The organism is Streptomyces sp. V4I8, from assembly GCF_041261225.1.
Taxonomy (GTDB): Bacteria; Actinomycetota; Actinomycetes; order Streptomycetales; family Streptomycetaceae; genus Streptomyces.
The window spans coordinates 6846287-6865836 of the sequence record NZ_JBGCCN010000001.1 but is presented as its reverse complement, the minus strand read 5'-3'; the positions used below and the strand labels follow the sequence as shown (position 1 = coordinate 6865836).

Sequence of the window (19550 nt, the reverse complement as noted above, 5' to 3'; positions counted from 1 at the left end):
GATGGGGACGACGGGGGCGTTGCACGGTGTGCATGAACTCTTCGAGGAACAGGCCCGGCGGACACCGGCGGCGACCGCGCTGGTGGACGGCGACGAGCGGCTGACCTACGGCGAACTGGACGCACGCGCGGACCGGTTGGCCGGGCTGCTACGACGGCGCGGGGTGCGGCCGGGGGCCCTGGTGGGCGTCCACCTGGAGCGGTCCGCCGGGATGGTGGTCGCCCTGCTCGGCTCGCTCAAGGCCGGTGCGGGCCATGTGATGCTCGACCCGGACTTTCCGGCGGAACGGCTGCGTGGGATGGCCGCCGACGCGGGCGTCACCGTGGTGGTGTCCCGGCGCGGAACCCGACCGGCCCTGGTCGGCGCCGAGTCGATCGCGGTGGAGGACGCCGAGCACGCCGAGCCGCTGCGGCGCGGCACTGTGCCGGTACGGCCGCGGGACCCGGCCTGCGTGATGTTCACCTCCGGCTCCACCGGCCGCCCGAAGGGCATCGTCGCCTCCCATGCCGCGATCACCGGGACGCTGACCGGGCAGGACTTCGCGTCCTTCGGGGCCGGTGCGGTGTGGCTGCAGAGCTCCCCGGTGTCCTGGGACGCGTTCGCGATGGAGCTGTGGGGCCCGCTGCTGGGCGGAGGCACATGCGTACTGCACCCGGGGCAGCGCCCCGACCCGGTGGTGATCGCCGACCTGGTGGACCGGCACGCCGTCACCTCCCTGTATCTCTCCGCCTCCCTCTTCCACGTGGTCGTCGACGAGTACCCGCGGGCCCTCGACGGGGTGCGTGAACTGATCGTCGGAGGCGAGCCGTTGTCGCCCGCGCACGCGGCCCGCGCCCTGGAGCGGCACCCCGCGCTGCGTCTGAGCAACGGCTACGGCCCCGTCGAGGGGATGGTCTTCCTGACCGTCCATCCGGTCACCGCCGAGGAGGTGCGCGACGGCCGGCCCGTGCCGATCGGCCGCCCCCTGGCCGGCAAACGGCTCCGGGTCCTCGACGAGCGGCTGCGGCCAGTCGCGGACGGCGAGACCGGCGAGCTGTACGCCGCCGGGGCGGGTGTCGCCCTCGGCTACTGCGGCCGTCCCGAGCTGACCGCCGAGCGGTTCGTGGCCGACCCGTACGGGCCCGCCGGTGAGCGGATGTACCGCACCGGCGATCTGGTGCGGCGGCGGGCCGCGGACGGGGTGCTGGAATATCTGGGCCGGGCCGACGGCCAGGTCAAGATCCGCGGCTTCCGGGTGGAGCCCGGCGAGGTGGAGACCGTGCTGGCCCGCCATCCGGGTGTCGTCCGGGCCGCCGTCGTGGCCCGTCCCGACGCGGTGGGAGAGAAACGACTGATCGCGTACGTCGTCCCGCGCGATGGGCGTCAACAGCGGCCCTCCGAGCGGGAGTTGCGCGATCACGCCGCTCGTGTGCTGGCCGACTACCTGGTCCCGGCCGCCTTCGTGCTCCTGGACGCGCTGCCCCTCACCCCCAACGGCAAGCTGGACCGCGCCGCCCTGCCGGAGCCCGGCCCGGTCACCGGGTCGCCGGCCGCGGCGGCGGCACGGCGGCCGTCGGGTGCGGTCGAAGCGGCGCTGTGCGGGCTGTTCTCCGACGTGCTGGGGGTGGCGTCGGTCGGCCCCGAGGACGATTTCTTCGCGCTCGGCGGCAACTCGCTGATGGTGGCGCGTCTGCTGGGGCGGATCCAGCTGACGCTGGGTGCCCGGGTCGGCGTACGGACGCTGTTCGAGTGCCGGACACCGGCGGCGCTGGTGCCGCACGTGGAGAAGGCCGACCAGGCGGACCGGGAGAGCACGGCGGCCAAGGGCGAGCGGGCCGGCGTACCCGCACCTCCGTCGCACGACGGTGCGCTTCCCCTCTCGTACGCCCAGCGCCGCCTCTGGTTCCTGGACCGGGTCGACGCGGGGACGGCGTACACCCTGCCGGTGCTGGTGCCGCTGCGCGGCGAGGTCGACGCGGAGGCGCTGCGGGCCGCCCTCGGGGATGTGGCCGCCCGGCAGACGGTGCTGCGTACCGTCTTCGAGGAGCGTGACGGCGAACCGGGGCAGCGGGTGCTGGACGGCTCCGACGCGCGCCCTCGGCTGCGGCAGGTCGAGGTCGGTTCGGGTGAGCTGGCGCGAGCCGTCGCCGAAGCCGCCCGGCACCGCTTCGACCTGGCCGCCGAACTCCCCCTGCACGCCGTGCTGTTCCACGTCCGGGACCGGCCGGGTGAGCAGGCGCTGCTGCTCGTGCTGCACCACATCGCGGGCGACGGCTGGTCCCTGCCGCCGCTCTTCCGGGATCTGTCGCGCGCCTACGCCGCCCGGGTCCCCGGCTCCGACCCGGAACTCGCCCCGCTGCCCGTCCCGTACGCCGAATTCGCCCGCCGTCAGCAGGAGCGGCTCGGCTCGGCCGACGATCCGGAGTCCCTCGCCACCACCCAGCTCGCCTTCTGGCACAAGGCCCTGGCCGATCTGCCGGCCGGGGGCCCCTTGCTCCCCCGGCGCGCCGGGCGACCGGCCGTGCCGGGGCGGGACGCCGCCACCGTCGTACGGCGGCTGGCCGCGGACGCGCACGCGCGGATCGTCGAGGCGGCGCGGGCGGAGGGCGCGACGCTGTTCATGGCGTTGCACGCCGCCCTCGCCGCCGTGCTGGTACGGGCGGGGGCGGGTGAGGATCTCGCGGTCGGCTCGCCGATCGCGGGGCGGGGGCACGACGGGACGGTCGAGGACGTCGTCGGGTTCTTCGTCAACATGCTGGTGCTGCGCAGCGACGCGTCCGGCGATCCCACCGCCCGGCAGTTCCTCGCCCGCACCCGGGAGACGGCGCTGGGCGCCTTCGCCCACCAGGACGTGCCGTTCGAGGAGGTCGTGGACGCGCTCAATCCCGTACGGCCACCGGGGCGGCAGCCGTTCACCGAGGTGGTGCTGGCGTTGCAGAACAACGCCCGGGCCGAGGTGGACCTGCCCGGTGCCGAGTCCGGCGTGGAGCCGCTGCGGACGGGCACGGCGCGGTTCGAGCTGCTGGTCGACGTCACGGACGAGCACGGGCCGGCGGGCGCGCCGGACGGTATGACGCTCGTCTTCGAGTACCGGACGTCGTGTCTGGAGCCGGAGTTCGTGGGGTGGCTGGCGGACGCGGTCGTCGAGGCGCTGCGAGCGGCGGCCGCCGAACCGGACGTACCGCTGTCCCGGCTTCCACTGCCCGCACCGCCCCGGCGGGCGGACCCGGCCCTGGACGCCGTCCTGGCCCCCGCCCGCACCCCCGACACCCCGGGCCGGGCACCGGCGGGCTTCGCCCTGCACCGGGAGATCGCCGCCGTCTGGTCCGACGTCCTCGGCGTCGAGGACATCGACCCGCACGACGACTTCTTCCAGCTCGGCGGCAACTCCCTGCGCGCGGTCCGGGTCGCGGCCCGCCTCACCGGCGCGGGGCGCACGGTGACGGCCGCCCAGCTGTTCACCTCCCCCACGGTCGCCGCCCTCGCCGCCGAGCTGGAGCGGGCACCGGCCGAGGCACCCGCGGCGGCGCCCATCCGGCGGCGGCCGCGCGTCCCCCGGCAGCCCGGCCGCGACGGACGTACCGACACCAGTCAGAAGGAGGTGCCATGGACCTGAGCGTGATGTTCTTCGGCGCCGACACGCCCGCCGGCACCACGGCCGGGGGCCCACCGCGGCACAGTGAGGCCTACGACGACATCCTCACCGTCGCCCGCACCGCGGACCGGCTCGGCTTCCACGCGATCTGGACGCCGGAGCGGCACTTCCAGCAGGTGGGGCAGGTGTTCCCCAGCCCGCCGGTGCTCAGCGCGGCGCTCGCCGTGGCCACCGAGCGGATCAACATCCGGGCGGGCAGCGTGATCCTGCCGCTGCACCATCCGCTGCGGATCGCGGAGGACTGGGCCGTCGTCGACAACCTCTCGCACGGCCGGATCGGGCTGTCGGCCGCGACGGGCTGGCACTCCGCCGACTTCGTCCTCTCCCCCGGCACCTACGAGGGCCGCCGCGAGCGGACCCTGCGGGACATCCCGCTGCTGCGCCGGCTGTGGGCGGGCGAGCCGGCCGAGTTCACCGACGGCACCGGCGCCTCGGTCACCGTCCTGCCGCAGCCCCGGCCCGTGCAGAAGACCCTGCCGCTGTGGCTCACCAGCTCCGGCAACCCGGCGACCTGGGAGGCCGCCGGAAGCCTGCGCACCGGGGTCCTCGGGGCGACCGTCGGGCAGAGCCGGGAGGAGCTGGCCGAGAAGATCGCCCGCTATCGCGCGGCCTGCGCCGCCGCCCCCGCCCAGGGCGGCACCGACGCGCACGGCCGGGTGACGCTGATGGCGCACACGTTCGTCGGCGCGGACGACGCGGAGGCGCGGCGCCTGAGCGCCGTACCGCTGAAACGGTATCTGCGCTCGTACGTACGGCAGACCACGGCGAACCGCAGGGCCGACCGAGCGACGGCGGAGCTGACCGCGGAACAGACCGCCATGCTCGCCGAGTTCGCCTTCCACCGCTATCTGACCTGGGGCAGTCTGCTCGGCTCCGCCGAGACCTGCCGGAAGATGCTCGCCGACCTGCGCGACCTGGGCTGCGACGAGGTCGCCTGCTTCGTGGACTTCGGGCTCGGCCGCGACGAGATCCTGGCCGGGCTGCACCGGCTGGCCGAGCTGCGGGAGGACGTGGCGTGACGGCGACAACGGGGGCGGCCGGCGCGTCGATGGCCGAGCGGTTCAGCGCGCTCAGCGGCGAGCAGCGCGTGCGGCTGATGCGGCGCCTGGTGGAGTCCGGGCAGTCGGGGCTGATCCCGGCGGTCGTGCCGCCGCGCGACGGGGACGGGCCGGTGCGGCTCAGCCCGGCACAGGAGGACCTGTGGGTGTACGAGTCGCTGTATCCGGGCACCCCGGCGCTCAACCTGTGCTGTGCCTACCACTTCGACGAGACGGTCGAGCCGGTCGACCCGGACCGCCTGGAGACGGCGCTGACCCTGGTCCGGGGACAGCACGACATCCTGCGCGCCCGCATCGGCGGCGAACCGGGCGCGCTCACCGTCGCCTTCCCGACGGAGGAGCGCTTCCGGCTGGAGCGGGAGGACCTGCGCGGCACCGGCACCACCATCGCCGAGGCCTTCGAGACGTTCCGCCGCCGCCCCTTCGACCTGGCGGGCGGGCCCCTGATGCGCGCCCGGTTCGTCACGGTCGACGAGCGGCGGACCACCCTGATGCTGAGCCTGCACCACGTCATCGCCGACTGGTGGTCCTTCGACGTGCTGCAAGCCGAGTTCGCCGAGGTCCACCGCGCGTTGCGCGCCGGTACCGCCCCGGCACCGGCCCGCCCCCGCGTCCAGTACGCCGACTTCGCCTCCTGGCAGGGCGAGTTGGCGGAGTCGGGTGTCTTCGAGGCGCGGCTGGACTTCTGGCGCCGCTATCTCGCCGAGCCACCGGGGCCGCTCGCCGTGCCGGGCGCCGGGAACGGGCTCGCGGAGGGCATCGCGCAGATCCCGTTCAAGGTGGACGCCGCGACCGCGCAGGCCGTACGGGCGCTGGCCCGGGAGCGCGGCGCCTCCGTCTACGTCGTCCTGATGGCGGCCTTCGCGGTCCTCGCGCACCGCCTCACCGGCGCGGACGACCTGGTGCTCGGCACCCCGACCGCCAACCGGGCCGCCAAGGGCCTGGAGCGGGTCATCGGGTACGTCATGAACGCCATCCCGACCCGCTGGCGGATCCGCCCCGGGGACTCCTTCGCCGACGTACTGGCCCGGTTCGCCTCGGACTTCCCCGAGCTGATGGCCAACGCGGACGTGCCCGTGGGCCGGATCGTCTCGGCGGTCGCACCCGACCGCAGCGCCGGGCGCTCCCCGCTGTTCCAGTGGGTGTTCATGCACCTCACCCAGCAGCGGAGCGTGGCCGCGCTGCGGGAGTTCAGCGAGCCCGAGCGCATCCACACCGGTGGCGAGCACGACCTCGTCGGCATCGTCCGGGACGCCGACGACGGCACGATGGACGGCAGTTTCGAGATCCGTACGGCCCTCTTCGGCGCGGAGGCCGTGCGGCACTGGACGGAGGCCTACCTGGAGCTGCTGCGCCGCTTCACGGCCGACCCGGAGGTGCCGCTCGCCGACGTCGGGCTCGTGCCGGAGGCCGGCCGGCGCCGCCTCGCGGAGCTCGCGTCCGGCGGGCCCGCCCCCGAGCCGCTGGCCCTGCCCGACCTGGTGGCCCGGCAGGCGGCCCGCACGCCTGACGCGGCGGCACTGGAGGCCACGGCGCTGACGCTGACCTACGCCGAACTGACCGACCGGGTCGATCAGTTGGCCACCGTGTTCGCCGAGCACGGCGCGGGGCCCGGACGCGTCGTCGCCCTCGCCCTGGGGCGTACGGCCGCCATGGTGGCGGCGCTGCTGGCGGTGCAGCGCACGGGTGCCGCGTACGTGCCGATCGACCCTGACCATCCGGCGGAGCGGGTTTCGCTCGCGCTGGCGGACGCGGGGCCGGTGTTGTTGGTCGTGGGTGAGCTGGGGGTGCCGGCCGAAACGAATCTGCCGACGATAACGCTGAACGCTTCGCTGGAATTGCCACGGAATGGCGTGGATCGTCAGCCGCGCGATGGTGGCCGGTCGCGCCCATACGGCGGTAGCCGCACATCGATGACAGCCCCGCGCCCCTGCGAGGCGCTGGCCCCCGCCTACGTGATCTACACCTCGGGCTCCACCGGGCGTCCGAAAGGCGTCGTCGTCCCCCACACCGGACTGGCCGCCCTCGCGCAGGGCCTCGTGGACACCCTGACGCTGACCCCGAACGCCAGAGTCCTGCACCTCGGCTCGCCCGCATTCGACATCTCCGTGGCCGAGATGTGCATGGCATTCGGCTCGGGCGGGACGCTGGTCGTACCACCGGAAGGGCCGCTCGCCGGACAGGAGCTGGGCGATGTGCTGACCGGGCTGCGCATCAGTGCCGCGTTGGTGCCGCCGTCCGTGCTGGCGACCGTCCCCGCCGGGGAGTACCCCGAGCTGCGGTCGCTGGCCGTCGGCGCCGAGGCGTGCCCGCCGGAGCTGGTGGCCCGCTGGGCCGTCGGCGGGCGCCGGTTCCACAACGCGTACGGGCCGACCGAGTTCACCGTCGGCGCCACCGTCTCCGGCCCGCTGACCGGCGACGGCACGGCCCCGCCCATCGGCGCCCCGCTGCCGGGCACGCGCGCGTACGTCCTCGACGCACGGCTGCGGCCGGTGCCGCCGGGGGTGTGCGGGGAGCTGTATCTGGCGGGGCCTGGAGTGGCGTACGGCTATCTGGGCCGGCCGGGGCAGACCGCCGAGCGGTTCGTCGCCGACCCGTACGGGGCGCCCGGTGAGCGCATGTACCGCACCGGGGACCTGGCCCGGCGCCGGGACGACGGGCAGCTGGAGTACCTGGGCCGGTCCGACGACCAGGTGAAGATCCGCGGCCATCGCATCGAGCCGGGCGAGATCGCGGCCGTCCTCACCGGGCATCCCGCGGTGGAGCGGGCGGTGGCCGTCGTCCGGGAGGACCGCCCGGGCAGGCCTCGGCTCGTCGCGTACGTCGTGGTCGACGGCGAGGACGTCCCGGTCCCGGAGGCGCTGCTGGCGTACGCCGCCGGGCGGTTGCCCGCCGCGATGGTGCCGACCGACGTGGTGGTGCTGGACGCGCTGCCGCTGACGCCGGGCGGCAAGCTGGACCGGGCGGCCCTGCCCGCGCCCGGAGGCCGGCCGAGCGGCTCGGGGCGGACCCCGGAGGGCGCCCGCGAAGTCGCCCTGTGCGCTCTGTTCGAGGAGGTGCTGGGTGTCGAACGGGTCGGTGCCGACGACGACTTCTTCCGGCTGGGCGGCGACAGCATCATGGCGATCCAGCTGGCGGGACGGGCGTCGGGGGCGGGGCTCGGCATCACGCCGCGTGACGTCTTCACGGCGCGTACGCCTGCCGCGCTCGCGCTGACCGCGCGGCAGGCGACGGACGGCGGCCTCGGGGAGGACTCCGGCACGGGGCGCTTCCCGCTCACGCCGGTCATGCGCTGGTGGCGCGAACAGGGCGGGGACGCGGCGGCGTTCACGCAGTCGATGGTGTTTCCGGTGCCGTCGGGCGTGGGTCCGCAGCGCGTCGAGGCGGCCGTGCGGGGGCTGGTCGAGCGGCACGGGGTGCTGCGGATGCGGCTGGTGGGCGGGGAGCTGGAGGTTCCCGAGGCCGTGCCCGACGTGGTCGTCGAGCGCGTCGCGGTGGCCGTCGGTGCCGATCCGCGGGAGATGGCCGACGAGTTGGCGGCCTCGGTGCGGCTCGACCCGGAGCAGGGCGAGATGCTGCGGGCCACCTGGCTCGGCCCGGGCGCCGAGCGGCCGGGGCTGCTGTTGCTGACGGTTCACCATCTCGCGGTGGACGGGGTGTCCTGGCGGCTGCTGGGTCCCGAGCTGGCGGCCGGGCTTGCCGGGCAGCGGCTGCCGCGGTCCCCGGGTACGTCCTTCGCGCGCTGGGCGCGGCTGCTGGCGCGGGAGGCGGTGCGGCCCGAGGCGGTGGACGTGGAGTACTCCTGGTGGGAGCGGGCGCTGAGCGGCCCGGAGGCGCGGATCGCGGGCGGGCGGGGCGCCGGTGCGCCGCGCGCCGTGCTCACCGTCGAGCTGACGCCCGAGGTCACCGAGGCGGCGCTGTCGGAGGTGACGGCGGCCTTCCACTGCGGTGCGGACGCGGTGCTGCTGACGGCCCTGGCCGCGGCGGCGGTACGGCGACGCGGCCAGGGCACCGGACTCCTGGTCCATCTGGAGGGGCACGGCCGAGAGGGGCTCTCCTGGCCGGCCGATGTCTCCACCACCGTGGGCTGGTTCACCACCCAGTACCCGGTCCGGCTGGACGCCGGCACCGCTCTCGGCCCGGACTTCTGGCAGCCCGCGCGGGACGCGGCCGGCGAGGCCCTCAAGCAGGTCAAGGAGCAACTGCGGGCGGTCCCGGCGGCCGGTCTCGGCTGGGGCCTGCTGCGGTACCTCAACCCGGACACGGCCCCGAAGCTGACCGCCCTGCCCGTGCCCGACCTGCGCTTCAACTATCTGGGCCGGTTCTCCGGCGGTGACACGGCCGACGGCGAGCTGCTCGGCATGGCCGCGGAGGCGCTGCCGCTCGGGCACGCCGTGGAGGTGGACGCGCTCGTCGTGGAGCGGGACGGCGGGCGGCTGTGCCTGAGCGCCGGGTTCTCGTACGCGCGCGGGGTGCTCGGCGAGGACGAGGTGCGGGAGCTGGCCCGGCTGTGGTGCGAGGCGGTCGAGGTGCTGGTCGCGCACGCCCGCCGGGACGGCACGGGTGGCCACACCAGCTCCGACTTCCCGCTGGTCGACCTGTCGTCCGAGCAACTCGCCCTGCTGGAGGGCGAGTTGGAATTCGGCTTGGAGTTCGGCTTGGACGACGAGGACTACGAGTACGACGAAGAGGACGACGCGTACAAAGGCAGGCACAAAGAGGGGGGCGTCTGATGGGCGGCCGTATCGCGGACGTACTGCCGCTGTCCCCGGCCCAGGAGGGCCTGCTCTTCCACGCCCTGCGTGATCCGGAGCGGCCCGACCCTTATCTGGTGCAGGCCCGGTTCCGGATCGCCCCCGGCACCGCGGCCGAGGCGGTGCGGGCCGGGGTGGCCGGGCTGCTGGAGCGGCATCCGAACCTGCGGGCGTGCTTTCGGCACGAGCACGTCGACCGGCCGGTGCAGGTGATCCCGCGCGCGGTGAAGCCGGCCTGGACGGAGATCGACCGCACCGGCCGCACGCCGGACGAGACGGAGGCGGAGCTCGCCCGTCTCATGGCCGAGGACCGGGGCCGCCGCTTCGACCTGGCCCGGCCGCCGCTGGTGCGGGCCACGCTGGTGCGGCACGACAGGGGTGCCGACCTGGTATTGACGCTGCATCACATTCTGCTGGACGGCTGGTCATTGCCGTTGCTGGCACGGGACCTCCAGGCGTTGACGGCGGGCACCGAGATATCGCCCGCCGTGCCCTTCAAGCAGTACCTGATCTGGCTGAACGGCCAGGACCAGGCCCGCGCGGAGGCCGCTTGGCGGGGGGCTCTTGAGGGACTGACGCGGCCCGCGCTGCTGTCCCCCGTGGCGCCGGACGGACCGGAGGACACGGTCGACATCGAGCTGACGCCCGAGCTGACGGCCGCGATCACCCGGCGGGCGGCCGACGCCGGGGTCACCGTCAACACCGTGGCGCAGACCGCCTGGGCGCTGGTGCTGGCCCGGATGACCGGTGCCGAGGACCTCGTGTTCGGCGCGGTCGTCTCCGGGCGGCCGCACGATCTGCCCGGCGTCGAACGCATGGTGGGGTTGTTCATCAACACCCTGCCGGTGCGGATCCGGCTGCGCTCCCAAGAGGGCGTCGACGAGCTGCTGGCCCGCGTCCAGGACGAGCAGCTGCGGCTGGCGCCGTATCACCACGTACGGCTGGCGGAGGTGCAGCGGGCCGCCGGAGTGGGCGAACTCTTCGACACGGTCCTGGCGTTCGAGAACTTCCCGCGCGTCGAGGGGCCCACCTCCGCCGTCGAGCTGGTCGAGACGCGGGACGCGACGCACTACCCGGTGACGGTCGCCGTCGTCGCCGGGGAACGGATGCTCCTGCGGGTGAGCTGCCGCCGGGGCATCTCCGCGGCCACCATCGGCGCCCGCCTGGCACATGCCCTCGACGCGCTGGCCTGCGCGCACGAGACGCCCGCCGACCGGCTCGACGTCCTCCCTCCGCAGGAGCGACGCCGGCTGCTGGCCCTCGCCGAGGGGCCGACGCGTCCGAGGCCGTCGGGACGTCAGGGGCGCGAGGCGCGGAGCATCCCCGGGCGCTTCGCCGAGCAGGTGACCCGTACGCCCGACGCGCCGGCCGTCGAGTCCGACGGCGAGGTGCTGACGTACGGCGATCTCGACGCGGCGTCCGACGGGCTGGCGGGGCGGCTGCGGGAGGCGGGGGTGCGGCCCGGCGACACGGTCGCGCTGCCACTGCCTCGCTCCATGGCCCTGGTCGTCGCCCAGCTGGCGGTGCTGAAGGCCGGAGCGTGCTGTCTGCCGCTGGATCCGGGGGCTCCGGCGGGGCGGCTGGCGGCGCTCGTGGGGGCGGCGGGCGCGCGGACGGCCATTACGGCAGATCAAGTGCAACTTCCCTACGGCATACGGGTGTTGGACCTGGACGGAACCGACGTCGTCGCACCGCCCACGGCAGCCGTGCACCCCGAATCCCCCGCCTACGTGATGTACACCTCCGGCTCGACGGGCGAACCCAAGGGCATCGTCACCCCGCACCGAGCCGTCGTCGAACTCGCCGCCGACACCCGCTTCACGGGCGGCGCCCACGAGCGCGTCCTCCTCCACAGCCCGCACACCTTCGACGCCGCCACCTACGAGACCTGGGTGCCCCTGCTGAACGGCGGCACGGTCGTGGTCGCCCCGCCCGGACCGGTCACCCCCGACCTGCTGAAGCGGCTGCTGCCCGACACACGCGTCACCGGCCTGTGGCTCACCGCCGAACTCCTGCGGACCGTGGCCGAGATCGCGCCCGAGGTGCTCGGGACCGTGCGCGAGGTGTGGGCGGGCGGCGACGTCCTCGCGCCCGAGGCGGTGCGGCGGGTGCGCGAGCACTGCCCCGGCACACGGGTGGTCAACGGCTACGGGCCCACCGAGACGACGGTGTTCGCCACGGCCCACCGGGTGACGGGGGACGTCGGCGCGTCCGTGCCCATCGGACGGCCCCTCGACCACACCCGCGCCTACGTCCTCGACCGCCTTCTGCGTCCGGTACCGGCCGGAACCGTGGGCGAGTTGTACGTCGCCGGCACCGGGCTCGCCCACGGATACCTGAACCGTCCGGGCCAGACCGCCGAGCGCTTCGTCGCCGACCCGTACGGGCCGCCCGGCGCCCGGATGTACCGCACGGGGGATCTGGTGCGCCGACTCCCCGACGGTGACCTGGACTTCCTGGGCCGGACCGACGACCAGGTCAAGGTGCGCGGCTTCCGGATCGAGCCCGGCGAGGTGGAGGCCGCCCTGGCCGGCTGCCCCGGCGTGGAGCGGGCCGTGGTCGCCGCCCGCCAGGGGCCGGACGGCGGCAAGAGGCTCGTCGCGTATGTGGTGGGCGGCGACCTGGATCTCGTCCGGGAACACGCGGGGCGCACGCTGCCCGCCCATCTGCTGCCGTCGGAGTGGGCCCGCCTCGACGCCGTGCCCCTGACCCCGCACGGCAAGGTCGACCGGGCCGCGCTGCCCGAACCCGGGCCACGGCTCGCGCACCGGGGACCGGGCCGGATGGCCCGACCGGGGCGGGAGCAGCGGCTGTGCGCCCTGTTCGCGCAGGTGCTCGGCGTCGACGCGCTCGGTCCGGACGCCGACTTCTTCGGGCACGGCGGCCACTCCCTCCTCGCCCTGCGTCTGACCGCGAGGATCCGGGCGGAGCTCGGGACACGGGTGCCGCCGGCCACCCTGTTCGAGGCGCCGACGCCCGCGGCGCTCGCCGCCCGCCTCGCCGCGGGCCGGCCGGGCAGGAACGAGGACGACGAGGACGCGTACGCCCCGCTGCTCGCCCTGCGCCGCGAGGGCGACCTGCCGCCGCTGTTCTGTCTCCACCCGGGCCTGGGGCTGGGCTGGGGCTACGCGGCACTGCTGCCGCACCTCGCCCCCGGGCGACCGGTGTACGCCGTGCAGACGCCGGTCCTGCACGGCGAGCGACTTCCCCTGACCTTGGCCGAGTTGGCGGAGAGCTGTGTGCCGCGCATCCGGGCGGTGCGGCCGCACGGGCCGTATCTGCTGCTCGGCCGTTCCTTCGGCGGGCCCTTCGCCCATGAGCTGGCGGTGCGGCTGCGCGCGGCCGGTGAGGAGGTCGCGCTCGTCGCCGTGCTGGACTCGATGCCGAAGCCGCCCGAGGTGGCGCGCGTGCCGCTGGACCCGGCGGTGGTGGAGCAGGTGGCGCTGAGCAACCTGCTGCGCAACGCGCTGCCCGGGGTGCCGGCCGGGCCCGGCCCGCTGGACCGGGCCGAGGTCGTCGCCCGGGTCGACGCGCGCAGCACCCTCCTCGCCGACCTGGACGAACAGCGCCTCGCCACGCTGGTCGCCGCCATGGAGCGGTACATCGAGATGGCCCGCGCCTGGCAGCCGTCGCCGTACGACGGCCGGGTGACCCTCTTCTCGGCCACGCGCGCCTCGGAGGCGACGACCGAGGAGAAACACGCGGGGTGGCAGGCCTGCTCGGCCGGGGTGGACGTACACGAACTGGACTGCGAGCACAGCGATGTGCTCACGCCGGGGCCGGTCGGCGAGATCGCGGCGGCCGTGGAGGACGTACTGGCGAAGGACCGCACGGGGGACGGAGCACAGACAGATGGACGCTGACGACGCAGGAACCGTCGAGGAACACGGGGAACACGAGGACTTCGAGGAGCACGAGGAGTACGAGTTCCCGACCTCGGACGCGCAGGCCCGGCTGCTCGTCCTGGACCACATGGACCCGGGCAGCGCGACGTACCACGTGCCGGCCGCCTTCGCCGTGCGCGGGCCCTTCGACCCGGCCGCGTTCGGGCGCGCCCTCGACGCGCTCGTGGCCCGGCACGAGTCGCTGCGTACGGTCTTCCGTACCGGTCCCGACGGGGTGCCGCTGCAGATCGTGTCCGCCGCCGGTCGGGCCGAGCCACGCCTGGAGCGCGACGTGCCCGTGACCGAGGCGGACGCCCGGATGCGCGCGGAGGCCGCCCGCCCCTTCGACGTGGCGGCGGGCCCGCTGCTGCGCTGCACGCTGTACGCCGTGGCCGACGGCAGCCACCGCATCCTGCTCGTCGCCCACCACCTGGTCTGCGACGGCTGGTCGCTGGGCGTGCTGCTGCGCGAGCTGTCGGCCGGGTACGAGAACGAGACCAAGAACCTGCGCCACATCCAGCCCGAACTCGCCCTGCAGTTCCCCGACTTCGCCGCCTGGCAGCGGGAACGGCAGGCGAACGGCGAGTACTCCGGCTCGGTCGCCTACTGGGCCGAGCGACTGCGGGGAGCCCCCGAGACGGTCGCACTGCCGTTGGACCGGCCGCGCGGCGCGGTCCGTACGGCGGCGGGCGGCACCGAGCGGTTCACCCTGCCGGCCCGGGTCCGCGAGCGGATCGCCGCGACGGCCCGGGCGCGCGGCGGCACGCCGTTCATGGCGGTGTTCGCCGCCTACGCCGCGTTCGTGAGCCGGCTGTCGAACTCCGAGGACCTGGTGATCGGCTTCCCGGTCTCCGGCCGCGACCGCCCGGAACTCCAGGACATGGTCGGCATGCTCACCAACACCCTGGCCCTGCGCGTCGACCTGTCCGGCGACCCGTCGTACCACGACCTCATCGACCGCCTGCGCGGCGCCCTGCTGGCCTCCCAGCCGTACCAGGACGCCCCCTTCGAAGCGGTCGTCGACGCCGTCGCCCCCGCCCGCGAGATCAGCCACGACCCGGTCGTACAGGTGGTCTTCGGCTACGACGACGACACCGAACTGACCCTGCGGCTGGCCGGCGCCGAGGTCGAGCGGGTCCATGTGGGTCCGGACACCGCGAAGTTCGACTTCCACCTCCAGGTGGAGCGCTGGGGCGAGGACCTCGCCGCGTACCTCATCCACCGCAGCGCGCTGTTCGAGGCGGAGACGGTACGGCGGTGGGTGCGGTGCTTCGAGACCCTGCTGGGCGGCTTGCTGGACGCGCCGGACGCCCCACTGTCGACGATCGACATGCTCCCGGAGGACGAGCGGGACCGGCTGCTCGCCCTGCACGACAACGCACCCGCAGCCGCCGGCCAACACGACGCGGCACCCCCGAAGGCGCACCTGGTACCCGACCTCGTGGCGGACCGAGCCGCCGAACGGCCGGAGGCCACCGCCCTCGTCCACGGCGACCTACGGCTCACCTACCGCGACCTCCTGACCCGCGCCGACCACCTCGCAGCCCGGCTGCGGCAACGCGGTGTACGCCGAGGAGACCGCGTCGGCCTCCTCCTCCCCCGCGGCGCCGACATGGGCATCGCCGCCCTCGCGGTGCTGCGCGCGGGCGGCGCGTACGTACCGCTGGACCCGGCGCATCCCACGGCCCGACTCGCCTACATGGTCACGAACTCGGGCACGTCCCTGCTGCTGACGGCGGAGGGGACGACAGGCCTGGCGGGGGCGGACGTCCCGGAGCTGCGCGTGGACCAGGCCATGGAGGCGGCACCCTCGTTCGCCCCTGTGCCGTGCGCCCCCGACGACCTCGCCTACGTCCTCTACACCTCCGGCTCCACCGGCGTCCCCAAGGGCGTCGCCGTGGAGCACCGCGCACTGCTCAACCTCGCCGTGAACGTCCGCCCCGTGTTCCCGGTGACCGCGGAGGACCGCGTCCTGCAGTTCGTGTCGTTCGGCTTCGACGTGGCCGTGTCCGACCTGTTCTTCCCCTGGGTCGCGGGCGCGGAGCTGCACATCGCGCAGGAGGACGAACGGCTGGGCGAGGCGCTCCAGGCACGGCTGCGGGACTCCCGCATCACCTACGTCTTCCTGCCGCCGTCGGCCGCGATGACGCTCCCCCGCATTCCGGGTGCCCTGCCCGAGCTGCGCACGCTCGCGGTCGGCGGCGAGGCGTGCCCGGCCGAGCTGGTCGAGCGGCTGGGTGAGGAGGGACGGCGGATCGTCAACGCGTACGGGCCCAGCGAGGCCGCGGTGTACTCGACCACGGCCGAGCTGCGACCGGGCGAGCCGGTGGTGATCGGCCACGCGGTGCCGGGCACCCGCGCCTACGTCCTGGACCGGCGTCTGCGCCCGGTCCCGGTCGGCGTGACCGGCGAGCTCTACGTCGCCGGCGCCTCCCTGGCCCGCGGCTACTTCGGCCGTCCCGGCATGACCGCGGAGCGCTTCGTCGCCGACCCGTACGGCCCGCCCGGCAGCCGGATGTACCGCACCGGGGACCTGTGCCGTATCGACGCGCACGGCGTGCTGCACTACCTCGGGCGCGGCGACTCCCAGGTGAAGCTGCGCGGCTACCGGATCGAACTCGGCGAGATCGAGGCGCTGCTGGCGGGCCACCCCGACGTCACGATGGCCGCGGCGGCGGTGCGCGGGGAGGGGACCGAGCAGCAGCTGGTGGGGTACCTCGTCACGACCGCCGAGGTCCCGGACGGGGTGCTGCGGGCCCATCTGGCCGCGCGGCTCCCCGGCTACATGGTGCCGGAGGTCTTCGTGCGCCTGCCGGAACTGCCCCTGAACCGCTCGGGCAAGATCGACCGGCCCCGTCTCCCCGCCCCCTCCTCCACCCGGCCCGGGCTGAGCCAGTCGTACGCGGCCCCGGGCAGCGAGACCGAGCGGCGCGTGGCCCGGGTCTGGCAGCAGGTGCTGACCCTGGACCGGGTCGGCATCCACGACAACTTCTTCGACCTGGGCGGGAATTCGGTACGGCTGCTGTCCGTGCTCGCCGCGCTCCAGGACCACCCGGGGTACCGGGACCTCACCCTGATCGACCTGTTCCGGCACCCGACGGTCGCCGCCGTGGCGGCCCGTCTCGACCGTACGGCCGAGGACACCGCACCCCACGAGGAGGCGGCCCGGCGTGGCACCGACCGGCGGGCGGCCCTGCACAAGCTCCGTTCCAGGAAAGGCACGACGCGATGACGACCGAGGAAGCCGTACCGCACGACCTTGAGTCCGCGGTGGCCGTCGTGGGGATGAGCGGACGCTTCCCCGGCGCCCCCGACCTCGACACGTACTGGGCCAACCTGCGCGCCGGGGTCTGCTCCCTGTCGACCTTCACCGAGCAGGAGCTGCTGGCCGACGGGGCGGACGCGGCGGAGGTGCGCCATCCCGCGTACGTCGCCGCCCAGGGCCGTCTCCCGGACGCGGACCGCTTCGAGGCGGACCTCTTCGGCTTCAGCCGCGCCGAGGCGGCGGCCCTGGACCCGCAGCACCGCGTGCTGCTGGAGACCGCCTGGGCGGCCCTGGAGGACGCGGGGTACGCCCCGCTGACCGCGCCGTCTGCCGCTGCCGCGGCGGGCCCGTCCCGCACCGGCGTGTACGTGGGTGGCAGCCCGACCGAACACGCCCTGGCCTCCGGCACCGACCCGGCGCTCGCGGCGTCGATCGGCGCCCTCCAGGTCCGTATCCTCACCGACCGCGAGTTCCTGGCGCCCTGGATCTCCTACCGCCTGGGCCTGGACGGCCCGAGCATGACGGTCCAGACGGCCTGCTCCACCTCCCTCACGGCCGTCCATCTCGCCGTACAGGCCCTCCTCCTCGGCGAGTGCGACGCGGCACTCGCGGGCGGCGTGGCCATCGGCAGTGTGCGCAGGCAGGGCTACGTCCACTACCAGGGCGGGATCTTCTCGCCCGACGGCCGCTGCCGCCCCTTCGACGAGAAGGCGGCCGGCACGGTGCCGGGCAGCGGGGTGGGCGTGCTGGTGCTGCGCCGGCTGGAGGACGCGCTGGCCGACGGTGACCCGGTGCGCGCGGTGATCCGGGGCACGGCGGTCACCAACGACGGTTCCGGCAAGGTCGGTTTCACCGCTCCGGGGGTGGACCGGCAGACGGCCGCGATCACGGAGGCGTGGGCGGCGGCGGGGCTGGAGCCGTCGGCGGCGCAGTACGTGGAGGCGCACGGGACCGGGACCGAGCTGGGGGACCGGATCGAGCTGGAGGCGGCGAGCACGGCCTTCGCGGGCGGCACCGAGGGCCGTGTGGCCGACGGCCGTACCGGCACCGGGATCGGCATCGGCTCGGTGAAGTCGAACATCGGGCACGCGGACGCGGCGGCCGGGGCGGCGTCGCTGATCAAGACGATCCTGATGCTGGAGCATCGGACCCTGGCGCCGACGGTGGACGTCACGAGCCCGGTCGCCGGCCTCCGGGAGTCGCCGCTGCGGCTGGTGACCCAGGCGGAGGAGTGGCCGGGGAGGGCAGGGCTGCCCCGGCTGGCGGGCGTGACGTCGGTGGGGATCGGCGGCACGAACGTGCACGTGGTGGTGCAGGAGGCGCCCGGGCGGCCGGCACACACGCGTACGGCCGCGCACCCGGTGGCACAGCCGACGGTCCTGCCGCTGTCGGCCCGCACCGAGCGCCAACTCGCGGCACTCGCCGACCGGCTGGCGACCCGCCTGCGCACGACGGACGCCCCGCCCCCGCCCCTGGCCGATGTCGCCCACACCCTCCGGACGGGCCGGGTCGGCATGCCCGTACGCGCCTACGTCGTGGCCTCCGATGCACGGGAGGCGGCCGACAAACTCACGGCACTGGCCGGCGGCCGCCGCGACACCACGACCGATCCCCTGGGCGAGGCGTGGCTCAGGGGCGAGGAGGTGAACTGGCCGGCCCCCGACGGTGGCGTACGGCGGGTGTCGCTCCCCACGTACCCGTTCGCGGGCGAGAGCTACGGCGCGCTGACCCTGCGAAGGCCCGCGGCACCGGACGCGCAGGAGCCGCAGGGGCCGGAGGAGCCGGAGCAGTCTCAGCAGACGCAGCGGCCGCGAGAGTCGGATCAGGACGAACTCGAAGACCGAGTGGCCGAGTTGGTGATCGAGGCGCTGGATCTCACCGGTGCCGCCGATCTGGGGCAGACGTACTTGCAGGCCGGTGGTGACTCGCTGACGGCCGTGCACCTCGCCGGACGACTCCGCGACGACCTTGGCATCGACGTGCCGATCCAGCTGTTCCTCGAACCGATCACACTGAAGGACATGACGCACCGCATAGTCGACATGAAACAGAACGGTGCCGCCGACGGCGGCGCCCTGGACGCGCTCCTCTCCGAGTTCGAGGCGGAGTCATGACCGTGCCGGACAGCCGGACGCGATGGCTCCGGGGCGTGAGCGCGCCCGGCGCGAAGATCCGGCTGGTGTGCTTTCCGCACGCGGGCGGCGCGGCGGGCTCCTTCCACGGCTGGGCCACGCTGACGCCACCGGAGATCGAGGTCCTGTCGGTGCAGTACCCCGGCCGCCAGGACCGCCTGGCCGACCCGTGTGCGAGCACCATGGAGGAGCTGGCGGACGCGATCACCTCGGCCCTGCTGCACGAACCGGCCGACGACCTGCCGTTGGCCCTCTTCGGCCACAGCATGGGGTCGGCGGTGGCGTACGAGGTGGCCCGCCGGCTGGAGGACGTCCCCGGCCGCACCCTCACCCGTCTGATCGTGTCGGGCCGGCCCCGACCCCGCGTCCCGCAGGAGCAGGCGCCCCGCCCGGCCCCGACCGACGGCGAGATCCTGGACCGCGTCCGCATGCTGGATCCCGAAGGGGCGGCCGCCTACGAGCACCCCGACCTGCGGCCTCTGATCATGCCGTCGCTGCGCGCGGACTTCGGTCTCCTGGCGACCTACCGCCCGACTCGCCTGCACCGGCTGGGCATCCCCGTCACGGCCTGCGGAGGCGATCGCGATCCCGCGTGCGCGGTGGAGGATCTCTCGTCGTGGTCGGACGTCACCACGGAGAAGCTGGACGTGCGGGTCTTCGAGGGGAACCACTTCTATCTCAACCCGCGGAAAGAGGAGTTGGCCGGGTTCATCACCGCGCACCTGCTCTGAACCAGTTTTGCATGTGCACGCCATGAGAAAGCTGGGCATGTTTCCCCTTCAACAACCAGAGGGGACATGCAGATGAGCGTGACCGCCGCCTC

7 protein-coding genes are annotated in these 19550 nt (G+C 74.6%); all 7 read left to right on the top strand.

The annotated features are described in order from the left end of the window. The first annotated feature begins 1 nt into the window (after position 1). From ABIE67_RS31275 to ABIE67_RS31245, 7 genes are read left to right on the top strand one after another with little or no spacing between them, the layout of a single operon-like run. Positions 2 to 3595 carry an amino acid adenylation domain-containing protein gene (locus tag ABIE67_RS31275; protein WP_370264726.1) on the top strand — a complete coding sequence of 1198 codons (3594 nt, stop codon included), beginning with the start codon at positions 2 to 4 and terminating at the stop codon, positions 3593 to 3595. Then, entirely contained in the window at positions 3586 to 4653 is a 1068-nt protein-coding gene (locus tag ABIE67_RS31270; RefSeq protein ID WP_370264725.1) for a MupA/Atu3671 family FMN-dependent luciferase-like monooxygenase, read from the top strand. Before ABIE67_RS31275 ends, ABIE67_RS31270 begins: the two co-directional genes overlap by 10 nt. Continuing rightward, the gene (locus ABIE67_RS31265) at positions 4650 to 9425 is read left to right on the top strand and encodes an amino acid adenylation domain-containing protein (protein WP_370264724.1); all 4776 of its coding nucleotides are present in this window, start codon (positions 4650 to 4652) and stop codon (positions 9423 to 9425) included. Before ABIE67_RS31270 ends, ABIE67_RS31265 begins: the two co-directional genes overlap by 4 nt. Continuing rightward, entirely contained in the window at positions 9425 to 13309 is a 3885-nt protein-coding gene (locus ABIE67_RS31260) for an amino acid adenylation domain-containing protein (RefSeq protein ID WP_370264723.1), read from the top strand. Before ABIE67_RS31265 ends, ABIE67_RS31260 begins: the two co-directional genes overlap by 1 nt. Then, on the top strand, positions 13299 to 16562 hold the full coding sequence (locus tag ABIE67_RS31255; protein ID WP_370264722.1) for an amino acid adenylation domain-containing protein: 3264 nt from the start codon (positions 13299 to 13301) through the stop codon (positions 16560 to 16562). The genes ABIE67_RS31260 and ABIE67_RS31255 overlap by 11 nt, the downstream gene beginning before the upstream one ends. Beyond that, complete coding sequence (locus ABIE67_RS31250) at positions 16559 to 18709, top strand: beta-ketoacyl synthase N-terminal-like domain-containing protein (protein ID WP_370264721.1); 2151 nt, start codon at positions 16559 to 16561, stop codon at positions 18707 to 18709. Before ABIE67_RS31255 ends, ABIE67_RS31250 begins: the two co-directional genes overlap by 4 nt. After that, positions 18706 to 19458 (top strand): thioesterase II family protein, encoded by a 753-nt coding sequence (locus ABIE67_RS31245; RefSeq protein ID WP_370264720.1) that lies wholly within the window; start codon positions 18706 to 18708, stop codon positions 19456 to 19458. The genes ABIE67_RS31250 and ABIE67_RS31245 overlap by 4 nt, the downstream gene beginning before the upstream one ends. Positions 19459 to 19550 lie beyond the last annotated feature (92 nt).